The sequence below is a fragment of the Denitratisoma sp. DHT3 genome, from assembly GCF_007833355.1.
Lineage (GTDB): Bacteria > Pseudomonadota > Gammaproteobacteria > Burkholderiales > Rhodocyclaceae > Denitratisoma.
The window spans coordinates 1,050,017-1,071,101 of sequence record NZ_CP020914.1; the positions used below are offsets into that span (position 1 = coordinate 1,050,017).

At 58.8% G+C, this 21,085-nt stretch carries 9 protein-coding genes; 2 read left to right on the top strand and 7 right to left on the bottom strand.

Annotated elements, in window-relative coordinates:
- Window positions 1-54: 54 nt before the first annotated feature.
- Complete coding sequence (locus tag B9N43_RS04770; RefSeq protein ID WP_145841170.1) at window positions 55-2,382, top strand: Tex family protein; 2,328 nt, start codon at window positions 55-57, stop codon at window positions 2,380-2,382.
- 77 nt (window positions 2,383-2,459) lie between these two features.
- Here the strand turns inward: B9N43_RS04770 and B9N43_RS17665 are convergent, their stop codons facing one another.
- Window positions 2,460-12,581, bottom strand: a complete 10,122-nt coding sequence (locus B9N43_RS17665; protein ID WP_145841171.1) for a calcium-binding protein — start codon at window positions 12,579-12,581, stop codon at window positions 2,460-2,462.
- A gap of 3 nt (window positions 12,582-12,584) precedes the next feature.
- The gene (locus B9N43_RS04780; RefSeq protein ID WP_186453985.1) at window positions 12,585-13,370 is read right to left on the bottom strand and encodes a hypothetical protein; all 786 of its coding nucleotides are present in this window, start codon (window positions 13,368-13,370) and stop codon (window positions 12,585-12,587) included.
- A gap of 160 nt (window positions 13,371-13,530) precedes the next feature.
- Here B9N43_RS04780 and B9N43_RS04785 point away from each other — a divergent pair, with 160 nt between their 5' ends.
- Entirely contained in the window at window positions 13,531-14,514 is a 984-nt protein-coding gene (locus tag B9N43_RS04785) for an IS481 family transposase (protein WP_145841174.1), read from the top strand.
- A 124-nt stretch (window positions 14,515-14,638) separates the two neighbouring features.
- Here the strand turns inward: B9N43_RS04785 and B9N43_RS04790 are convergent, their stop codons facing one another.
- The 5 genes from B9N43_RS04790 to B9N43_RS04810 form a co-directional block, all read right to left on the bottom strand.
- Window positions 14,639-16,261, bottom strand: a complete 1,623-nt coding sequence (locus B9N43_RS04790; protein WP_145841175.1) for a lipase family protein — start codon at window positions 16,259-16,261, stop codon at window positions 14,639-14,641.
- Between the two features lie 39 nt (window positions 16,262-16,300).
- On the bottom strand, window positions 16,301-17,041 hold the full coding sequence (locus tag B9N43_RS04795; RefSeq protein ID WP_145841176.1) for a hypothetical protein: 741 nt from the start codon (window positions 17,039-17,041) through the stop codon (window positions 16,301-16,303).
- Window positions 17,042-17,425: 384 nt separating this feature from the next.
- The gene (locus tag B9N43_RS04800) at window positions 17,426-19,627 is read right to left on the bottom strand and encodes a calcium-binding protein (protein ID WP_145843448.1); all 2,202 of its coding nucleotides are present in this window, start codon (window positions 19,625-19,627) and stop codon (window positions 17,426-17,428) included.
- The gene (locus tag B9N43_RS04805) at window positions 19,624-20,079 is read right to left on the bottom strand and encodes a hypothetical protein (RefSeq protein WP_145841177.1); all 456 of its coding nucleotides are present in this window, start codon (window positions 20,077-20,079) and stop codon (window positions 19,624-19,626) included. Before B9N43_RS04805 ends, B9N43_RS04800 begins: the two co-directional genes overlap by 4 nt.
- Window positions 20,076-21,071 (bottom strand): lipase family protein, encoded by a 996-nt coding sequence (locus B9N43_RS04810; protein ID WP_145841178.1) that lies wholly within the window; start codon window positions 21,069-21,071, stop codon window positions 20,076-20,078. Before B9N43_RS04810 ends, B9N43_RS04805 begins: the two co-directional genes overlap by 4 nt.
- Window positions 21,072-21,085 lie beyond the last annotated feature (14 nt).

Here is a 21,085-nt window from a genome sequence, read left to right on the forward strand (position 1 = left end):
GGCGCCTTGGTGCATAGTTCGCGCCTCTTTTTTCAGCCCCATCGCGAATCATTCATGCTGCCCCCCATCGAACACCGCATCGCCGAGGAGCTCGGCGTTCGCCCCCAGCAGGTTTTCGCCGCCGTCCAGTTGCTCGACGAAGGCGCCACCGTGCCTTTCATCGCCCGTTACCGCAAGGAAGTCACCGACGGCCTGGACGATACCCAACTGCGCAATCTGGAAGAGCGCCTGGGTTATCTGCGGGAACTGGAGGAACGGCGCGGCGCGATCATCGCCAGCGTGGAAGAGCAAGGCAAGCTGACGCCGGAACTGCGGCTCGAACTGGAAAACGCGGAAACCAAGCAGCGCCTGGAAGACCTCTACCTGCCCTACAAGCCCAAGCGCCGCACCAAGGCCCAGATCGCCCGGGAAGCGGGGTTGGAGCCCCTGGCCGACGCCCTGCTGGCGGACCCGACGCTGTCGCCCGAGGAAGAGGCGGCCAAGTACGTGAATACCGCCGCCGAGCCGCCGGAACAGCACGTGCCCGACGTCAAGGCCGCGCTCGACGGCGCGCGCCAGATCCTGATGGAGCGCTTCGCCGAAGATGCCGCCCTGCTGGAAAAGCTGCGCGTCCATCTGAACGACTATGGCCTCCTGGTTTCCGCCGTGGTGGAAGGCAAGGAGACGGAGGGCGCCAAGTTCCGCGACTGGTTCGAGTTCAAGGAAGCCATCCGGGACATGCCCTCCCACCGCGCCCTGGCGCTGCTCCGCGGCCGCAACGAGGGCGTGCTGCGCCTGGCGCTGAAGACCGAGCCGGAACTGGAGGACCCGCCGCGCGGTTCCCCCTGCGAAGCCATGGTGGCGGGCCATTTCGGTCTCAAGGACCAGGGCCGCGCCGCCGACCGCTGGCTGCTGGAAACCGCGCGCTGGGCCTGGATGGTGAAGCTCTCCCTGCACCTGGAACTGGAACTGATGAACCAGTTGCGGGAGCGCGCCGAGGAAGAGGCGATCCGCGTTTTCGGCCGCAACCTGCACGACCTGCTGCTGGCCGCTCCCGCCGGCCCGCGCGCCACCCTCGGCCTGGACCCCGGCATCCGCACCGGTTGCAAGATCGCCGTGGTGGACAAGACCGGCAAGGTGCTCGACACCGCCACCATCTATCCCCACGAACCGCGCCGCGACTGGCAGGGGTCGCTGGCCACGCTGGCGGTGCTGTGCAGGAAACACCACGTGGACCTGATCGCCATCGGCAACGGCACCGCCAGCCGCGAAACCGACAAGCTCGCGGCCGACCTGATCAAGGGCCTGCCTGAGCTGGGCATCACCAAAGTGGTGGTCTCCGAGGCCGGCGCCTCGGTGTATTCCGCCTCCGAACTGGCGGCCAGGGAATTCCCCGAACTGGACGTGTCGCTGCGCGGCGCCGTCTCCATCGCCCGCCGCCTGCAGGACCCGCTGGCGGAGCTGGTCAAGATCGATCCCAAGTCGATCGGCGTCGGCCAGTACCAGCACGACGTGAACCAGGCCAAGCTGGCGCGTGCCCTGGATGCGGTGGTGGAGGACTGCGTGAACTCGGTCGGCGTCGATGTGAACACCGCCTCGGCGCCGCTCCTGACCCGCATCTCCGGGCTGAACACCACCCTGGCCGCCAACATCGTCGCCTACCGCGACCAGCACGGCGCCTTCAAGAGCCGCAAGCAGTTGAAGGAAGTGCCGCGCCTCGGCGAAAAGACCTTCGAGCAGGCGGCCGGCTTCCTGCGCATCATGAACGGCGACGACCCGCTCGACGCCTCGGCCGTGCACCCGGAAGCCTACCCGGTGGTGGAGCGCATCCTGGCCGACATCCAGAAGAGCGTGAAGGAAGTGATCGGCGACAGCCGCGCGGTGAAGGCGCTCAATCCCGCCAAATACACCGACGAGCAGTTCGGCCTGCCCACCGTGCAGGACATTCTCAAGGAACTGGAAAAACCCGGCCGCGACCCGCGCCCGGAGTTCAAGACCGCATCCTTCAAGGAAGGCATCGAGGATCTGAAGGACCTGCAACCGGGCATGCAACTGGAAGGCGTGGTCACCAACGTCACCAACTTCGGCGCCTTCGTGGACATCGGCGTGCACCAGGACGGCCTGGTCCATGTCTCGGCCTTGTCCGCCAAGTTCGTCAAGGACCCACACACCGTGGTCAAGGCCGGCGACGTGGTGAAGGTCAAGGTGCTGGAAGTGGACGTGGCGCGCAAACGCATCGCCCTGACCATGCGCCTGACGGACGAAGTGCCCAAGGGCGGCACGAGTGGCGGCAACGCCGGCCATAGCGGCCCGCGCCACGACCGGCCTCGCAACGCACCGCGCCAGGAAGCACCCAAGGGCAACGCCATGGCCGACGCCCTGGCGCGGGCCCTGAAGCGATGAGCGCCGCCTGGAGAAACACAACCGCATCCCCCGGGGCAAGACACGTCCCGGGTGCGAATCCGATCATCTGCCCGGCGCTATCCCAGCATGAAAAAAACATCTGACATACCCTGCACCTCCCGTAGCCCTTGGGCTGCAATACCGAAAGCACTGTCACCGAGCACAGCACGGCCGTCAGCGGTGTCGATGTTCGAGAAGCTTCCATAGCGGCCGTACTGATAGGCCAAATCGCCCCCGATTGCGCTCGTATTGCCGGCGCTCGCATAGGCGAGCCCCAAGGAATCCGCCATATGCCAATGGGCCAGTGTTGGCTGGGTGGAACGGGCAGCATCAAAGGCATCCACCACGGTACGGAAATTGAAATCCACAACCTTGTGGTTTCTCAAGACGTCACTGCCAGCCGCATCGAAGCCTACCATCGCGTCGGCAATCACCTGCAGGTTTGCCACGCTCTGCTTCCCTGCATACCAGTCCTTGAGAACGATCTGATCAGATCCACCCATTTCAAGAATCAGATTGTTTCCCGACTTGGAAAGTGCCAGATCCTCGTACCGGATTCCGCCGCCAAGCGAGACCGTGTTGTCGCATACCCCATCGCCGGTCACCATATCCTGTCCGTCGCCCGCATTGAAAACCAGTACATCGGCACCGGCACCGGTGGAAAGAATGTCGTTGCCAATCCCTCCCACCAACATTTCATTGGCGCTGCTACCGCTCAATGTATCGTTGCCACTGCCACCGGCCAGTAAACTCGTGCCCCCTTGGCCGTAAAGCCTGTCATTGCCTTCGTTTCCAAACAAGAAGTCGTGGCCCAAACCACTGTAGAGCGTATCGTCCCCTACCCCACCATGGATGAAATCGTCGCCGGAACTGCCGGCCATACTATCGTTGCCAGCTCCCCCATCGATCTGTGCAATGCCGATCAACTCCGACTCGCTGAAATCCAGCGTGTCGCCATAGCTTGACCCGGCGATCACATTCACGCCCGCTCCGCCGTCGATCTTCTCCACCGTCTTCTCGCCGGTGAATTGATAGAAGCGGAACACATCGTCCCCCGCGCCACCCAGCACCCGGTCATAGCCGGCCCCGCCATTCACGCTGTCGTATTCGGCGTTGCTGCCCGTGATCTGGAAAACATCGTCGCCGGCGCCACCCGCAAGCGTGTCGTAACCCGCACCGCCGATAATGATGTCATCACCAGCGCTGCCCGTGATCGTATCGTTCCCGGCACCGCCATCAATCAAGGCGATACCGATCAACTCCGTCTCGCTGAAATCCAGCGTATCGCCATAGCTAGACCCGGCAATCACGTTGGTGCCGGCTCCGCCTTCGATTCGCTCCACCGTCTTCTCGCCGGTGAATTGATAGAAGCGGAACACATCGTCCCCCGCGCCACCCAGCACCCGGTCATAGCCGGCCCCGCCATTCACGCTGTCGTATTCGGCATTGCTGCCGGTAATCTGGAAAACATCGTCACCATCATCGCCCGCGAGCGTGTCGTAACCCGCACCGCCGATAATGATGTCGTCACCGAAACTGCCCGTGATCGTATCGTTTCCGGCACCGCCGTCGATCCGGGCAATATTGCTCAACTCCGTACCACTGAAATCCAGCGTATCGCCGTAATTTGAGCCGGCAATTACATTGATGCCGGCTCCACCCTCGATTCGCTCCACCGTCTTCTCGCCGGTAAACTGATAGAAGCGGAATACATCGTCCCCTTCACTTCCCAAAATCTGATCAAACCCATCGCCTCCATTCACGCTGTCGTACTCAACACTACTGCCCGATATCAGGAAAACATCGTCGCCATCATCACCCGAGAGCGTGTCATAACCAGCACCGCCAATAATGATGTCGTCACCATCTCCGCCATTGAGATTATCGTTGCCACCACGCCCATCAATCCTGTCGTCATAGAAAGTTCCCGTCAGGGTATCACCGTAGGCGGAGCCGACCAGATGGCGGCCGATGGCCAGATTCAAATCAACCACCGCCGACAATCCATAGCGATCGGTGGCAGTCACCGACAAAGGCAGCCACCCTGCGGCGGCGGCAGTCGGCGTGCCTGACAGGATGCCTGAATCTGGATCGAAGCCGAGCCATGATGGCAAGCCCGATCCGTCAGAGCGGGTGACCGACAGAGTCAGCCTGTCCCCCTTATCCAGGTCGGAGAACACGTCATTGGGCACAGACATGCTGAAGGAAACGTCCTCGGTCAGGCCGAGTTCATCGAAAGCCGATATCGCCTCAGGTGCATGATTGATCAGTTTCGACAAGGGTACCGTTTTGCCATCGGAGAACCCGACATGGAATTTTTCGCTCCCGTCATAACTGATTACGGCAATTGAATCCTCCGCCCCATAGTGAATCACGAGCCCATCGCCGGCTTCTTCAATCTCAAGATCGGCCGCGGTAATGCTGCCGCCGAACTCGATGATATCGGTGCTACCGTCATCGAACTCCAGAAGCAGATCATTGCCATCACCGGGGTTGAATCGATAGATATCGGCGCCAAGACCGCCATCCATCACATCGTTCAACGGGCCGCCGATCAAGCGATCGTTGCCGGCCAGGCCCGACAACAGGTCTTCCCCGTCCAGCCCCATCAGCACATCGTCGCTGTCCGTTCCGACCAGGGCATCATCGAAATCCGTCCCGACAATCGTGCAAGCCAGTTCATCCAACCGCCCTTGAGACCACGAATTACCGTCATCGAACTCAATCCCGGCAATACGCTCAACAGCCGGATTCCACCAATCCTTAAGCACGACACCATCGTTACCTTCGCCCACGGACAAGCGCAGATCGTCTCCTTCCCTGTGGAATCCGATATCGGTCGGCGCGATCCCCGCGCCGAACAGTAATACATCCCCGTCGTCCGGCAACGCACCCGACTGGTCCACCACATCCCATCCATCGCCTGGCGCAAAGACATAACGATCGAAACCCGCTCCCCCCACCACCTCGTCGTTGCCATGCCCGCCCTTGAGCACATCATTTCCCGCACCACCTGCCAAGGCATCATTGCCAGCCAGCCCATGAATTTCGTCCGCCCCGGCCGTGCCCGAAATCACGTCCGCCCCTGCTGTTCCCATGATGAGCGGGTTGGGCGTCAGTGCGGCCAGCGCCGCCTCGTCCCACACCGTGCCATCGGCAAAATGGACACTCTTGACGCGCAAGGCACCAGGGTTCCACCAGTCCTTCACAATCAGACGGTCGTCGGTATCGTCGATCATCAGCACCAGATCGAAGTCTTGCTGCGTCACCGAGACATCGGCGGGCGCGACTTCGTATCCCATACGGACAATGTCGGTGCCTCCCTCATCCGCACCCTGCTGATCGACGCGGCTCCATCCATCCCCCCGGCCGAAGACATAGGTATCGCTGCCCGCTCCGCCGGTCAGCGTATAGGCGCCATTGCCCGCGTAGAGCGTATCGTCGCCTGCCTCGCCGAACAGATGGATATCGAATTCATCCCGGAAATCCCCAGAAAATTGATGATTCCATGGCTCACGTGTCGACAGGCCGCGTAACTCGTCATCGCCCGCCGTGCCGACGAATTCGGAAACCTCGGCGTCGATGGCACGCGTCAGAATGTTTTCGCCATCCAGATCCGCCGTCGTCCAGGCCGTGCCGTCGCCGAACTCGACCGCCGACAGGCGCACGGTTCCCGCGTCGTACCAGGACTTGAGGATCATCAGGTCGCCGGTATCGGCGATCTCCATATACAAGTCGTGCTCGTCGCGGAAGATGATCACATCGCTGGGCAGCACATCGCTGGCAAAGCGCAACACATCCACATCGCCCAGGCCGGCCGTGGATTGATCGATCACGTCCTGCCCGCCGCCACGCCCGAAGCGATAAATGTCGTTGCCTGCCCCGGCCGCCAGCACATCATTCCCTTGGTCACCGTCAAGATCGTCGGCACCGGCCCCCGACAGCAAAAAATCATTCCAGGACGATCCGGCCACGATCTGGCTGTCGTCCAGCCGCGCCTTCAACTGATCGACGGTTAATCGCGTTCCGTCGGCGAAGGACACGTATTCGATGCCGGTTCCCGCCTCGCTGAATTCGCCCGCGATCTGGAAGCGCGCCCCCGTGCCGTCGGGGGTGAGCAGCAGCATGAACTCCCTATTTTCATCACGGCCGTTGTCGCTTTTCAGCGCACGCAGCGAATCGGCATCGACGCCGGGACCGAAGCGAACCTCATCGTGAAATGTGTTCTCCATCCATGAACTGTCGTCCAGGATGGTATCCACCGAATCCTCTTCCAGCAGGAAAAACAAATTTCGGCCGTGTGTCCCGATCAGGGTATCTCGCCCCCTGCCGCCGATATAGGTCGTCTCGCCGGTAAACTCACTATTGCTGCCCTCGCCGCCCACCATCAACAAATCGTTGCCGTCGTTTCCGTACAGGAATATCGGCAGGGGCGGTCCATCGAAATAGTCACCGGAATCGACCATCAAGATGTCATTGCCCATCCCGCCGTCCGTGTTGCTGGCATAAAACTCGTCGTCGCCGCCTTGCAGATAGGCAATGGTGCCGATGCGCACTTCGCTGAGTTTCACGGTTTCGTACCGAGCCGTGGCGGTGAACTGCCCTGGCTGTGCCGGTGGCGTCGTGCCGCCGGCAGGGTATACCCAATAGCCCTTGATGCTGCCATCCGGGTTCTTGACCATTGAGGTGGTGGCTCCGCTGTCGAGGCGATAGCCGGTCGATGTGCCGTTGTTCGCGATGAAATATGGTTGTGTCGCCGATGGCGCGCCGATGCCGAGACGGAAACCGTAATCTGCCTGGCGCACCTGAGTGCCGGTAAATGTCGTGCTCGATTGATAGTCGAATGAACCTTCCTCCGGTTGCATCGATGCGGGAATGTCGATCTCGTTGTCGCCAAACCCATAATAGGTATGCAGAATGTCCCTGGCATCACTGGTGGTGTATTCAGACAGCCGAGCGCTGCGCGTGGTGTCTTCCGTGTTGAAGACTGTCGTGCTGCCGCTTTGCCACACGCTGGTTTCGGTGCGTCGGGCCACACCGTCGCTGCCGATGGTGTAGCCCTGCTCCGCATAGTAAGCCGCCCACTCCGACTGCCATTGCGCCTTGAACTGCTCGACGAACTGGCCGACGCTGGCGGCATTGCCACCCACCAGTCCCAGGAATTCATCCATCGTCCGCACCGCGCCGTCGGCGCCGCGCACCGTCCAGTTCGTGCCCGCCGCGGCATCGGCATAGTAGCTTGCGATGCGCAGCGTATCGGCGCCGGAGCGCAGCAAAAGCAGCAGATCGTCGCCCTCCCGCGTCGACTGCATGGCCGAAGGCGCAGCCCCCAGCAGCAATTCCAGTTGCGACACCTCTCCAGCCGCCTCGATCACCGTGTCGTGCGCCATGCCGGGGCCGAAGCGGTAGGTGTCAAAGCCCGCGCCACCCGTCAATTCATCGTCGCCGGCCCCGCCGTCCAGCAGGTCCGCGCCGTCTCCGCCCAGCAGCGTATCCGCGCCAAGGCCGCCGCTGAGCGTGTCGTCTCCCGCCCCGCCGTCGAGGGTGTCGCTGCCGCCCCGGCCATCGAGCACGTCGCCGCCGGCATGACCATGCAGGGAGTTGTCGGCGCCGTCGCCCAGCAGGTTCGCCGCCGGCATCGTCGCCAGTAGATCGGCCGTGGTCAGCGTGGTGCCGTCGGCGAAGGCAAACACTTGCACCCGGTTCAGCTCGCCTTGCATGACAGAGAGCCGGTCGCCGCCGAAGTCGATATCGAGATAGCGCTGGCCGTCCTCGGCCAAACTTTGCGATACGGTCATATTCGCCGCCGTAAGCGCCTGTCCTGAGCTTGACGAAGGGCCGAACACCACCGTGTTGAGGCCGGCCGTGTCCTGGATCACATCCGTTCCGTCGCCGGGGTTGAAGTAGTAAGTGTCGTTCCCCGCGCCACCCGCGAGCACATCGCTGCCCGCACCGCCGCCGATACGGTCATCGACATTGGTGCCGGCCAGGAGGTCGTTGCTGTTTGTGCCGGTGATGTCAAAGCCCTTCGCCATCAGTTCCGCGTAGGTCAATGTTTCCGGCTGTCCTGTCGAAGGATCGTCGAACTCGATACGCTCGAACGGCGGCTGACCCAGTACGTTATTTGGATTGAAGCTGGCGAAGACCAGCGCATCATTGGCATCCGCGCCGGTTTGCAGGACGAGCGCGCCGCCCTCGATGCCCAGCTTGAGATCGTCCGCCGATACGCCGGAAAGGCGCAGGACATTGCCGCTGCCGCCAGTTGTCAACTGATCCCGACCATCCCCGGCGGCATAGCGGATCAGGTTGTCGTTTCCCGCCGCGACCAGGGTATCGTCCCCCTGTCCCCCGGCAAAGGTGCTGTTGCCCCCGGTGCCGGTCAATCGGTCGGCCCCCTGCCCCCCGAACAGGCTGGCGCCCGGCACCGCCGTTGTTTGCGTCAGCGGCGCGGGAAAACTGCGCCCCATCAGGGTGCCGATATCGAACATCCCATCGTCGAATTCGATACGCTCTATCGCCCCCTGGACGCCATTCTTGATACCGACCCATCCGCTCTCGGCCACCACCAGCAAATACTCGCCGGAGCCATCCATCTCCAGGCGGACCCCGCTGGACTGCACCCCCTCCCAGCGCAAGGTATCGCTGCCACCGCTATCCTCGATGCCCTCCACCATGCCGCCCGCACCCATCCGCGCATCCCCCGCTCGGATCAGGTAAAGATCGTTCCCGCCCCCTCCCATCATCAAATCGACGCCCGCGCCCCCTTCCAGCACATCGTCGCCCTCGCCGCCCAGCAGGATGTCGTCTCCCGCACCGCCGAGCAAAGTATCCGCACCTTCGTCGCCTTGCATCTGGTCGTTGCCCGCGCCCCCCTGCAAGGTATCGGCCCCTTCGCCACCCGACAGCACATCGTCGCCTTCCCCGCCGTCCAGCGTATCGGCCCCCGCCTCACCCTGCATCTGGTCGTTACCCGCGCCCCCGAGCAAGGTGTCGTTCCCGCCATAGCCCCTCAGGTAATCGTTCCCCTCCTGGCCGTCGAGCACGTCGTTCCCGTGGTAGGCCGCGATTACAGAGTCGGCATCCCCGAACAGTTGATCATCGCCCGCCCCACCATAAAGCGTATCGTTGCCGCCATCGCCTTCGAGGATGTCGTTACCCGCACCGCCCTCCAACCAATCGTCGCCATGGAACTGCGGGTCGAGCTTGTCGTAATCGCCCACCAGGCGGTCGTTCCCCTGGCCGCCGTAGAGCCTGTCGCTGCCGCCATCGCCCACCACCGTGTCATCGCCGTCGCCGCCGTCGATCACATCGTTGCCATGCTGCTCGGGCTCGGCATACATGATCGGCGTGCCCTCCGGCGGCGAATCCGGCAGATCGTGGGTCACCACAAACCCCTTGCTGCCGTCCCCGAACAACTGGTCGTTCCCGGTGCCTCCTTCAATCCTGTCGCTACCGCTCCCGCCCGAGGCAAAATCCGCCCCCGCGCCGCCAGCCAGGCTATCCGCGCCCATACCGCCCCAAAGCACATCGTCTCCCGAGCCGCCATCCAGGATGTCGTCCCCGGCATAGCCGAACAATCCATCGTTGCCCGCGCCGCCGTAGAGCGAATCGTTGCCCTGCTGCTCCTCCGGCGTCTGGGTAAACTGGGCTGATGAATTGATCTCGAATCTCACGGCCTTCTGCTCGAAGTCCCAATCCCGCCCTGCATCCGGGAAGGAGCCGTCCCCCAGCAGAAGGTCGTTCCCCTGCCCGCCATACAAGAGGTCGCTCCCCGCGCCGCCCGCCAGCAGGTCCTTCGCTTCGCCACCCAGGAGCACGTCACGGCCCGCGCCGCCGTCCAGCAGTTCGCCCTTCGCGGCCGTGCCGCCGTTCCCTTCTCCGGCGTTGTAGGCATCGGTCAGCACCACCCGCTCGTTCCCGTAGAGGCTGTCGTCTCCTTCTTCGCCATGGAGAATGTCTTGCCCGCCCTGGCCCAACAGGTTGTCGTTGCCTTCGCCGCCGAACAGAATGTCGTCTCCCGTCCCGCCTTCCAGCCGGTCTGCGCCTGCCTTGCCCAGGAGCCGGTCGTCTCCGCCCTGCCCTTGGATCAGGTCGTTCCCGGCCGAGCCGTTCAAGGTTTCGTTCTTGCCCGCCTCGCCACCGGGGCTACCCTGGGGGTTGCCTTGTTCGTCTACCCGGTAGTAGCGGATGTCGTACCCGACAATGTCGGTGGGGGTACCGTTTTCGTCATGGTTGTAGCGGGCCGTACGGGTCTCGATGCGCCAGTCTTCGGGGTAGTTGTGCGCTTCGTAGTCGGCTCGGCTCAGGTAGCCGTCGCTATGGCTGACGGCAACGTCGCCTTCGATGGTCTTCTCGGGCGTGGCCCCTTGGGGCGTGGCGTAGAGCTGGAACCCGAAGTCGCCATCGGCGAAGGCTTCGGCGCTGGTCTGGTTATGGAACACGAGCTGGGTCTGGGCGTCCAGCGTCAGTACGCCGGGGGAGTGGAATTCCAGGGTCTTGCCGCTGTCCAGCACGAATTCGTATTTGCCGGTCTCTTCGTTCTTGACGAAGGTGCCTTCGAACCGCTTCCCATCCACCACGATCCGGTTCCGACCGCTATCGACGATGGTGTCTCTGCCGTCTCCCCGATTGATGAGGTAGGTGTCTTCTCCTTCTCCTCCTTCAAGGGTGTCGCTCCCTTGCCCCCCAATCAGCATGTCTTCCCCTGCGCCCCCTCGCAGGGTGTCGGCGTCGGACTGCCCGACCAGTAGGTCGTTCCCACCACCACCGGTAAGGGTATCGGCATCCATACCACCCAGCATGAAGGCAGCTCTTTCCCCAGCGGAGACGGCCATGCCTTCCGTACCGGATTGTACGAACCAGTCAGGTAATGAGGGCAACAGCGACTGGATTAGCGCACTCGTGTTTTCGTCATACAGACCGACCTGTTTCAAGTAGTTCTTGAAGTAGAGGTTGTAGCCTTTGGCCTCTTCCAGGCTCGGAGCAATGGCTTCGATATCGAATTTGAGGCCACCGCTAATTCTTTCGAATAGCTCTTCACCGACACCAGGCTGGCCAGTCTGCTCCGTATAGTATTTCTGCATCGCAAAGGCGATCAGGGTCTGGCTCAGCTCATGCAGGTCGGCATTGCCAGGATTCCCGTCATTCAGCGTCAACCCGCCATCTTGGGCCAGCTTCCACAAGTCTGCAGTAAAGCGCGTCACCATCGCGTCTGATGGCAAGGTAGTGCTACCGGTTGCCGTATCGCGTACACCAGACTCATGCTTAACCAAGTGTTCAAGAAGGTTTTCGTATCGCATGTTATTTATATCAATCGGATACGCAAACAACTTACTGTCGAAAATCATCTTCAACAAATCAGGCAGCTTGAAGCTAACCTGATTCAAGGATTGTTTCTCGCCTCCAACTGTTTTCGCTGTCGCGACGCTTTGTAGAAAAATAGTCAGCAGTGATTGGGAGTGAAGATCGATCCCCGATACACCATCATTGCTGTTGGGAATGTTTTCCGATGACCCGATTCGGTTCGATGAGGGCACAAGAAACCAAGAAGAAAGAAACTCCCCTTCTGTATTGATATTGGTTACTTGTGTGCTACGCACAACCAGAGTATCAGCGGGATTAGGTGCTGAATTTCCGGGATCAGCTGCGGCAATGTAGGCATCCAGTTTGGCCAACTGCGCATTGGATACATGATCTTCTAGATAAGTGCGTAAACCTTGTGCAACAGAATTCGCAACAGGGTTGCCAAAGTAGTCCGTTGAAGCAAACGCCCGGGCCGACTGTAGGAATGGCGCTTGATCAAAGGTATAAGCTTTTTCTCCGAACATGACCGCCATCAGCGAAGCCAAGCCACCTCCAAGGCTATGACCAGTGAAGCTAATGTTTGTGCCAGATGGTGCCGTCGCCTTGATTTGTAGGTAGTAGTCTGCCGCCTGCTTGAGCTGGTCGGACAAAATGCCAGCCGCTAACGCGAGGTCTGCCGCGATATCCCCCAATATGTCGGATGGGTCGGTACCCGCAAAAGAAATGACAATCTCACTACCCTTGGTGAAATAGGTCGCCTCGAAACCACTCTTCAGCGCCTGCCTCTTTTCAACATTCTCTGTCCATCCATTTGGTGCGGGAAGCCTGTTGATTTCATCCCGTGTAGAAATATAGGAGGCACCTGCCATCAAGGCGTATTCGATTTCGATGGTCATAAGTTATTCCCTCCCCTCAAAGATTCCCTCGCATGGGCAATTCTGTCTTTGCATCTTTTGAAATTCACAGTACTTCAGACAGGCTTCTTTGGATGGCTGATCCCGGAACCACCCAATCCCGATCCATCCACCCTTGCCGTCATAAACCATCTCACCGCAATTGCTCCAAGCATTCTTCTGAACATCCCTCACAATGCTTTGGTATTCGGGTTGGCGAAATCCGCGATTTGCTTTTTCCACCTGGGCTACAGAAATCAGACTTCCCACATTTCTTTCTGCTTCAACATCCGGGGAGGAAATGATGAGATTTGGCTTGCCAAACCCAGAAGGGAGTTCCTGTATCTGTATCCGGCGCCATTCCCTATCCTGGTATTTGAAAATTACATAGGGAGGATTAGGTCGGCCCCATTTGTTATAGGACAAACACCCTGCCGGAGAAGTCAGCACATAAGCATTACTTTGCTCAACACCAACAAGCATTGCGTTAAAATTGGCACTGCCAATCGCTTCGTCATAAGAGTCTTCCCATACGACTCTTTCCATCGTTTTTGGTATAACAAATATCAGTCTCTGATTGCCAATCGGTGGTCTCTGTCCGATCTCGTGACGACCTTTCCTCATCACGTTCCGTTCTACAACTATCCTTGTTCCATCGGGCTGTAGCGTCTCTTCCTTCCAACTTGCCCCCCCTAAACCGAACAGCCCCGCACTTGCATTAACGCTTGCCCCTAGGATCAAGACCATCAAAAAATTGACCACCCGTGTCATCACACGCTCCTTCCGTTTCATGCTTTCTCACTCGCTTCTTGTCTTATTCAAAATATCGCCACCTCGTCAGGACTAATTGTTGCATCCCGTGTGATCATATCCCGCTTCGTAGCTGGCCACTCTTTCGAGCAAGAGAAGTGATGCGTGGTCTGATTGAAACCTTGAAAGCGAAGCAAGCGACATGAGTGAAGTCCACGCCCAAGCCCGAACGACCCCTCGAACGCGAACAGAGATCAAGCAGTCATCCGCATCGCTGGCTGAGTTGGCAGAACGCTACAACATCAGCGTAGCGACCGCGCGTAAGTGGAAGCGGCGCGATAGTCCGGAGGATTTATCGCACCGCCCGCACAAGCTCTGTACCACGCTGACGCCTGCGCAAGAGGCGATTGTCGTGGCGTTACGGCGCCTGACGCTGCTGCCGTTAGATGACCTGGTGGCTGTGGTGCGCGAATTCATCAATCCGGAAGTCTCGCGCTCGGGACTGGATCGCTGCTTGCGCCGCCATGGCGTGGCCAACCTGCGCCAACAACAAGCCGAGGCACTGGCCGATGCAGGCGAAATCCAGCCCTCTGTCAAAACCTTCAAGGATTACGAGCCAGGCTTCCTGCACATGGATATCAAGTACTTACCGCAGATGCCCGACGAAAAAGAGCGGCGCTACCTGTTTGTGGCTATCGATCGCGCCACACGCTGGGTGTTCATGCATATCTATGCCGATCAAAGCGAGCGTAGCAGCGTGGATTTTTTGAACCGCCTGGAACGCGCCGCACCGATGAAGATCGTCAAACTGCTCACGGACAACGGCAGCCAGTTTACCGACCGCTTCACAAGCAAAAAGCGTGAGCCCACAGGACGCCACGTCTTTGATGTACGCTGCGCGGCGCTGAACATCGAGCACCGCCTGTGCCCGCCACGCCACCCGCAGACCAACGGGATGGTCGAGCGTTTCAATGGCCGAATCAGTGAGGTGGTGAGCCAGACCCGATTTGCTTCAGCCGCTGAGTTGGAGACGACGCTTGCGCGCTATGTAAAAACCTACAACCAGCAGATTCCGCAGCGCGCACTCAACCATCGTTCTCCCATTCAGGCGCTCAAGGAATGGCAGCAGAAAAAACCAGAATTGTTCAAAAAACGTGTTTATAACCAGGCGGGACTAGACAACTAATGCCCAACGAAATACAAAAGAATCCCCTTTGCATAGACATGGGGCAGCATAGGTAGAGGACCCCACCTTCGTCAATATGACGAAAGCAATATGTGATTATGAATGGCTGTTCCACTCAGTGGCCCTACTGTCTCCATCGAGCTTCCCATGCGGTTTTCCTGAGAAAAAATCCATGAGGCCAGTTGATGGAGGTTTTCCCCGAACCTCCATCCAGGAGGTCGTCCCCCGTCTCGCCACCGGGGCTGCCTTGGGGGTTGCCTTGTTCGTCTACCCGGTAGTAGCGGATGTCTTCTCCTTCTCCTCCTTCAAGGGTGTCGCTCCCTTGCCCCCCAATCAGCGTGTCTTCCCCTGCGCCCCCTCGCAGGGTGTCGGCGCCAGTGCCGCCTTCCAGCAGGTCATTCGCCGTTCCGCCGGTCAAAGTGTCGGCGCCGTTGTTGCCAAGCATGAAGGCGCCGCGATTGTGGATGTCGGCAGCGGTCATATCATCCGTTCCGATGGCGATGCTCCAGTCCTGGAGGTCGGCGATCTTTTGGCGAATAAGGCTAACGTCAACGCCGAACAGGGAGAGGCTGTCCAGGTAGCTGGAGAAGTATTGGGTGTAGCCTTTGGCTTGCTGGATGTCGCCAGCAATTTCAGCGGTATCGAATTGCAGGCCGCCGGTGACGGCGGTGAAAAGTTCCTGTTGCTGCTTAGGGGTATTGGCGGTTTCATTGTAGTAGCGCTCCATGGCGAAGGCGACCATGGCTTTGACCAGATCACGGTAGCCGCCCGTGCCGCCATTGGAAGTGACGATTTTGTCCAGGTCAGCGGTGAAGCGGTCGAGCATGGCATCGCCACCCAGAAGAATCCCAGCGACTCCACCGACTTCGTGACGGATCAGGTGCTCGAGGAGGTTGGGGTCTCCCTTGTCCGTATCACGTTCAAATAAGCCCTCATCAAAAATCATCCCCAGCAGTTCCGGCAGCCGACTGGTCATCTGCCGAAAGGCATCGCTTTCCACGAAGGCAGTCAACAAAGTTTGGGAGTGCAGATCGACAGGGTGAAAGTAATCACCATGGGTCAGCGATGGAGCCGTTGTACCAATAGTGCTCAACGGCAAAGCCCCTAGAACTTCGCCATCGACTCGGATGTTGCTGACCAGGCTGGCATTGGGTATGCCGCCATCGGTCTCGCGCAACGTCAGGAAGTTGCTCAGGCTGGAGACCATGGCATCGCGTGCCACCTGAGAATCCCCAGTCAAGGACTTGTCGAGCAGATACTGCTTGAGATCGGCCGCAACGTCCGGATGCAGAAGGCTGGATTCCGCCGATTTGGCGAAGGGCGCCTGATCGAAGGTGATTGCCTGCCGGTTGAAGAACACACCCATCAGAGCGGCAAGTCCTCCTCCCAGACTATGGCCGGTGAAGCTGATTTCCGCATCCTCCGGGCTTGATGCTTTGATTGCAAGGTAATAATCGACGGCTCGCCGCAGTTGGTCTGCGCCATAGCCAAAAGCGAGAGGAACATTTGCGGAAGTCCAGTCACTCAATTGTGTAAAGTTGGTACCAGCAAAGGAGATGACGATTTTCTTGGGATCAGTCGTGCTCTTAAATGCGTCAGCTTCAAAACCTGATGTGTCGTCCCTTGAGTAAACATCCGGTATCCGTATCCACCCTTGGGGGACCGGGAACTGATTGATTGTGGCGCGATTGGATATATACGATGCCCCCGCCATGACAGCGCAATCGATTTCAAACTGAGTCGCCATTGTCGTTCTCCTAACCTTGATCGGTAATGCCGTTATCGATCAATTGCCTTTTAGATCCATCATTCTTTTGCCAACAGAGTCCCCCGATCCAACCCAGGCGCCCTTATATCGAACCAGGACTGCGCAATCCACCAACGACCCTTCTTCACTGTTCAGCTTGATTGGCTCCCTCAGGATGCTTCTGTATTCGGGCTGACGGAGGCCGCTATTGAGTTTCTGTACGCTCTCTGCCAAGACATATCCCGACTTCTGTGCAGCCCTTTCGATGTCTTCTTCGCGTCCATTGTTTACGATTAGATTGATCGTTTTGAATATCTCAGGTAGTTCACTTAATTGAATACGCTGCCATGCTTCTCCGTTGTGTTTGAAGATGACATAGGGCGGATTTGGCCGTCCCCATTTGTTATAGGAAAGGCAAAGGTTCGGTTCGGCCACCAGATATGGCGCTCCGTCAAGAACATGTAACGCAAGCAGGTTGAAGTTCGTGCGACCAATTTCTTCGCTGTATTCACTCGTCCATTGAAGTTTCTTATTCGAACCAGGAGGATCAAAAATAATGGTGTGTTCCTTGACAGGAGGTGATTGACCAATTTCATGTCTCCCGCCATACGTTTGTGATCGCTTCACAACAATCTTGCTTCCATCGTGCAATAGCACTTCTTCCTTCCAACTCGTGCCACCGATTCCGAACCACCCCGCTGTTGTGTTCATGCTGCCTCCTGCGATCAATAGCGTTGCCATGACGAGATGCTTACCCCAGTTTGAATTTTCGGATTTCATGCAATTGTCCTTCCGTAGGGATCGTTAACAGCGGCTTCATCCGCCTTGAGTTGCCTTCCGCCTGTCAGCTCGTAGCGATCCTGCTTTGGGGAGCGGCCGATGCCGAAACCGAACAGTTCTGCACACACATTGCCACTTGCCTATAAGATCAAGATCATCAAAAAATTGACCACCCGTGTCATCACACGCTCCTTCCGTTTCATGCTTTTTCACTCCACGCCTGATCGCTTCTTGTCTTATTCAAAATATCGCCACCTCGTCAGGACTAATGTCCAACGAAATACAAAAGAATCCCCTTTGCATATACATGGGGCAGCATAGGGATAGGACCCCACCTTCATCAATATGACGAAAGCAATATGTGATTATGAATGGCCGTTCCACTCAGTGGCCCCACTGTCTCCATCGAGTTTCCCATGCGGTTTTCCTGAGAAAAAATCCATGAGGCCAGTTGATGGAGGTTTCCCCCGAACCTCCATCCAGGAGGTCGTCCCCCACCTCGCCACCGGGGCTACCCTGGGGGTTGCCTTGTTCGTCTACCCGGTAGTAGCGGATGTCGTACCCGACAATATCGGTGGGGGTGCCGTTTTCGTCATGGTTGTAGCGGGCCGTACGGGTCTCGATGCGCCAGTCTTCGGGGTAGTTGTGCGCTTCGTAGTCGGCTCGGCTCAGGTAGCCGTCGCTATGGCTGACGGCAACGTCGCCTTCGATGGTCTTCTCGGGCGTGGCCCCTTGGGGCGTGGCGTAGAGCTGGAACCCGAAGTCGCCATCGGCGAAGGCTTCGGCGCTGGTCTGGTTATGGAACACGAGCTGGGTCTGGGCGTCCAGCGTCAGTACGCCGGGGGAGTGGAATTCCAGGGTCTTTCCGTTGTCCAGCACGAATTCGTATTTGCCGGTCTCTTCGTTCTTGACGAAGGTGCCTTCGAACCGCTTCCCATCCACCACGATCCGGTTCCGACCGCTATCGACGATGGTGTCTCTGCCGTCTCCCCGATTGATGAGGTAGGTGTCTTCTCCTTCTCCTCCTTCAAGGGTGTCGCTCCCTTGCCCCCCAATCAGCGTGTCTTCCCCTGCGCCCCCTCGCAGGGTGTCGGCGCCAGTGCCGCCAACCAGCCAATCCGCACCGCCGCCGCCTTCCAGGGTGTCGTCTCCGATGCCGCCGTAGAGGTGGTCTTCAACGCCACCACCGGTATAGGCGTTGTCTTGTGCATCGCCAAAGTAGTAGCGGTGGACGTTGGCAAAGGGGCTGTCCGGGGTAAAGCCTTGGGCGATCTTGTAGCCGCTGGCGGCGTCTTCGTAGTAGGCGGATTCCTTGAGATACTCAGGGTCCGCGCCGTTGTAGGCGTAGCCGGGATTCTCGGGGGCCTTGTCTTCGACGCTGAACCAGAGCTTCCGTTGTAGAAAGGCAATCCGGTCGGCAAGGTACTGTTCTCCCATTCCGTTCGGGTGGCTGGCCGCGTCGTACAGTTCCAGTTCCCCTTCGGCGTTGGCGGCGCCGTAGTCCGCCCCTTCCAGCACAAAGGCGTTCAGGGATTTCAGGGCATACCGGGTCGCCACGCCCTGGGCATCTTCACGCTGGGCCATCTGCTCCAGTGCCTCGGCACCCAGGCCGGAGAGCAGCGTGATCCGAGCGTTGCCGATCAGGTTGCTGTAGGCGACACTGTCTTGGAGGGTTTGCAGGTTGGCGTAGAGGGTTTGGCGATCCTTCGTGGCCGTCGGCGGTATATCGGGGCCAAGCAGGGTTGTGCGCAGGGCATCCAGGGCATCTTCCAAGGTGCGGTTCGAGGTGGCACCCGAGGCATCCAGTAATCGGTTGAGCTGGTCTTGCGTGAGGCTCGGGGCCAGCTTGGCATAGAGGCCCTGGATGGCGAGGGCATCGATCAACAGGAGAATGCTGTGGCTGTCGAGTGCGGATTCGGTGAGCACTTCGAGCTTTGTGCCAAGGCTGTTCCCCAGGCCGGCGATCACGGAGATGCCATCGCTTCCCCGAATGTTCCAGATGTTGGCGGCAGGCGTACCGCTCAGGCCGAAGATGCTCAGAAGGTTGCCGATCGGCCCGAACACGCCGGGTGCGTTGTAGAGGTAGGCATCGCTGACGCTGCTGCCGTATGCCTGCTTCACGGCGGCTGCAAGATAGCCACCCAGGCTGTGCCCGGCAACGCTGAAGGTTTCGCCGTACAGCGCACCGCCGTCGGCGAGCCAGACAAGATCCAGATGCTCCTTGAGTGCAATAAATTGGGGGTTGAGCGAGGCCGGCAGTCCGAGGGCCAAGAGGCCGTCCGCCGTCAGGTCGTTGGCCGAAGGCTCGGTGCCGCGGATGGCGAGGTATTTGGAACCAATGGGGTTTCCGTTGGCATCCCGCTGCTGGAAGATCGTTGCAGAAAGACCTGAGGATGGGTCGGTGTATTGGTCAATAACCCACCAGGATTCGGCAAATTGTGCGGCTTGGACGGAGGACATGCCATCTCCGCTGTCTTTAAGGGCGGTACGAAACGCTTCACCAGAGATTCCGGGAAATAAATTTTTCGCATAAGCAGCAAGAGCCAACTCTGATTGCTCGAAATATTCCTGAGTGGTTGTGGTCATTTTTCTTCTCCCTTGATGAATATCGACGATTCAAGACTCGGGGCATCTTTCGATATTTCTGGGCAAGTAAATGACGATGGATACCAAGGGCCAGGAATATCTCCACCTCCACGGCCATACCTAATTGCGTCCCCCATCCGCTTCCCATCAGAGCGCCTAATCATCTTGGTGATCATCTTGATCATGTGTGGATCACCTGATACCAAATAGATATCTTCACTATCATAAAAATACTCATCTGTCGGCTTGGCGGTAGCCTTTGATGGAATTCTGACGTTCCCGTACTTATCAAATCTCTCCGCCGGCAATCTCACCGTCTCATAAACCTTGATCCCGCCGTCGATCGCACACAGGCGCCTAACCTCGGCATCCAATTCCGATTTGGAGGGCGTGCTGCTGCATGCCACAAGGGTCAGAAACGCCGATGTGGCAAATAGGGTTTTGGCTTTCATGCTGTGATCCTCCAGGAAATGCCGTTGCCCGTACCACCGATCAGACTGCTGTAGGCGACACTGTCTTGGAGGCTATAGAGGTGTGTATAAAAGTCGTTGCGATCCGATGGGATGGCTTCCGTTCTGTTCAGCAATAGATTGCTCAACTGTTCCAGCCCTGTTTCCAGGCTCAAGTGATTGCTGTGTGTGAAACTCTTGAGCAAGGCGCTGAACGTTTCCGTATCAAGGCCCGGGGCCAGCTTGGCATACACAGCATAGAGGGCCAGCGCATCGGTCAGGACTTGCTGGCTATGGTTGCGGGCTGCGGGGGGACTATCGACGTCACTCGCGGTCTGGTCCTCGATGGCGATTGAAATCTCAGGCGCAACTTGCTTCCCCAGCCCCGCAATCGGGCTTGCGCCCGTTTCCGCCTTGATGTTGCTGACCTTCCCTGGATTCAGTGTGGTCGCCCCAATCCCCAGGGCATCACGCAGGGCATCGAATGGCGCGAGGAGCGTCGCGGCAATGCCTCCCAGGCCTGGGGCGTTGTAGAGATAGGCGTGGGATACTTTGCTGGAATAGTCCGCAGCGATGCCCGCCGCAAGAAATCCGCCCAGGCTGTGGCCCGTCACAGTAAACGACGATGGCAAGGTGCCATCGTCGATCCACTCATCAACCTTCGCCTTCAACGAGGCATATTGCGATTGGTATTTCGTGCTGCCCAGCAGGGCAATGCTGACCAAGTCCGTTGCTAGATCATATCCATCGTCCGACCCTCGGATCGCCAGGTACCGCTGCCCTTCAGCATCCTTGAATACCGTGACGGATAGCCCGTTATCAAGGTCGTTGTATTGCTGGATGACGGTGTAGGTGTCAGAAAAAACCTTGGTTTGTGGGGTCGAGAGGCCTGCTTTTTTTAACTTATCACTGTCCGGACGCCCTACAAGAAGCTCTTCCGAATAGGAGGCCAGAGCGAGTTCAGCGAAGGAAAGATAATCTTGCGCATTCGACATGACATATTCCTTTT

Bases quoted from the DNA above. Each gene is read 5' to 3' on its own strand.
- B9N43_RS04795 (WP_145841176.1), bottom strand. From the start codon at position 17,041: ATGAAATCCGAAAATTCAAACTGGGGTAAGCATCTCGTCATGGCAACG.
- B9N43_RS04805 (WP_145841177.1), bottom strand. From the start codon at position 20,079: ATGAAAGCCAAAACCCTATTTGCCACATCGGCGTTTCTGACCCTTGTG.
- B9N43_RS04790 (WP_145841175.1), bottom strand. From the start codon at position 16,261: ATGGCGACTCAGTTTGAAATCGATTGCGCTGTCATGGCGGGGGCATCG.
- B9N43_RS04785 (WP_145841174.1), top strand. From the start codon at position 13,531: ATGAGTGAAGTCCACGCCCAAGCCCGAACGACCCCTCGAACGCGAACA.
- B9N43_RS04780 (WP_186453985.1), bottom strand. From the start codon at position 13,370: ATGAAACGGAAGGAGCGTGTGATGACACGGGTGGTCAATTTTTTGATG.
- B9N43_RS04800 (WP_145843448.1), bottom strand. From the start codon at position 19,627: ATGACCACAACCACTCAGGAATATTTCGAGCAATCAGAGTTGGCTCTT.
- B9N43_RS04810 (WP_145841178.1), bottom strand. From the start codon at position 21,071: ATGTCGAATGCGCAAGATTATCTTTCCTTCGCTGAACTCGCTCTGGCC.
- B9N43_RS04770 (WP_145841170.1), top strand. From the start codon at position 55: ATGCTGCCCCCCATCGAACACCGCATCGCCGAGGAGCTCGGCGTTCGC.
- B9N43_RS17665 (WP_145841171.1), bottom strand. From the start codon at position 12,581: ATGACCATCGAAATCGAATACGCCTTGATGGCAGGTGCCTCCTATATT.